At 45.8% G+C, this 1,519-nt stretch carries 1 pseudogene; it reads right to left on the reverse strand.

Annotated features, from left to right (window positions below):
• A pseudogene (locus ACFINH_RS09795) lies at window positions 1-1,519 on the reverse strand (filamentous hemagglutinin); the annotation flags it as partial.

Raw genomic sequence — 1,519 nt, forward strand, 5'->3', positions numbered from 1 at the left:
CCAATCTTTTTTAAGTAATAGTCCGATCCTAAAAATTTACTTGGGTTGATAAAATCTGGACGCGTCTCGACTAAAAACGGCACATCCGGTGATTGGCTGCCAGCTAACTCTGTCTTGACAGAGTTAAGCCCGTCTTGCGTTGGCACCTGTATGGATTCTGGTGCGGGTGTTTTTGTGCTTGGTGCAAAAAGCCCTTTGTGCCCTTTCAAACCATTGATAATCCCATCTAATCGATCATCACTAATCAGTGGTTTAGAACCGTCAAAATCGGTGTTTTTAACACCAGCCAAACCTTTATCACCAGAGCTTAAGCCAACTTGCTCAACCCCCTCACGCACTGCATGATTGTCAATATAGCCTGTCAACTTGGCATCAAGCGTGCCACCAGCTTCAATCGTGCCATAAACAGCATCATAAGTGCGTTTGAGTGTTTGGGTAAAAGTAGGACCATCCCATTCTTCTGCACCTTGCCCTATACATGCTGGATTTGTGGCACTACATTGCTTATATCTGTAGCGTGTTTCAGTTACAATCTTGGTTGTTTCAATTAAATCACGCCCCTCATTGAGCAGCGTATCACCCTGCATCTCAATGTTGCCATTAGCAGCAATCAAACTATAGCTATTGCGGATATCACCGGCATGGACCGTGAGATGACGCCCTACCAAAATCTGGGCAGCATTATTGGTAAAATGAGGCTGCTGACGAATGATCGTAGTGTCGATATTTTTCTTGATCCTTGTGTGTTTATCAACATTTGGGATATTTTCCCATTCTCCTCGCACGTAACTGTGAGAAATCACTTTATCGCTAACTTCAACCCCGCCTTCACGCATGTTGGTGAGAGCAGAGACATCGAAGATCATATCGCCTGACACGGCTTCTAAAAGACCCGAGCTGTTGATCACATGACCAGCCCGCTCTCCACTTAAACCACGGATGATGAGATTGTCTTCAGCAATGACATCGGCAAACTTATTGATAAAATCCCCATCTAAGGAGAAAATGGCAGATTTCTTGGCATAAATCAGCCCACTATTACTCAGATCAGCGCTCACATTGAGCGCAACCCCATCACCACTTGAGCCAATACTGCCGGCATTGTCCAAAACATCTGCAGTTAAGACAAAAGCACCACCACTTTTGAGAACACCGTCTTCACCATTTAAAACCAGAGCAACTTGCCCCAATGACGGATCATGACTTTTTGCCACAAGCGTAAAACTGTCACTGGCTAAAAGCTGACCGGAATTGGCTAAAGACCCAAGCTTCGCATCAACAACACCGCCCACCATAATACCGGAATTGCTTAAAACATCATGACTGTTGAGAGTCAGTACCCCGCCTTGCGCTTCCACAAGCCCAGTTTGGGTGAGTGTGCCTGCCTTCAGCGTTACATCATAGGCGCCAACCTCACTTGTCTCGCCCATTGTCAATATGCCATCACTGGAAAGCTCTATCCGCTTTTTAGAGACAATGCGCCCCGTTTGGCTGAGATTTGTTTGCGCATGCAAAGCAA

Origin of the sequence: Bartonella sp. AA74HLJMH, from assembly GCF_042197045.1 — a bacterium.
Taxonomy (GTDB): Bacteria; Pseudomonadota; Alphaproteobacteria; order Rhizobiales; family Rhizobiaceae; genus Bartonella.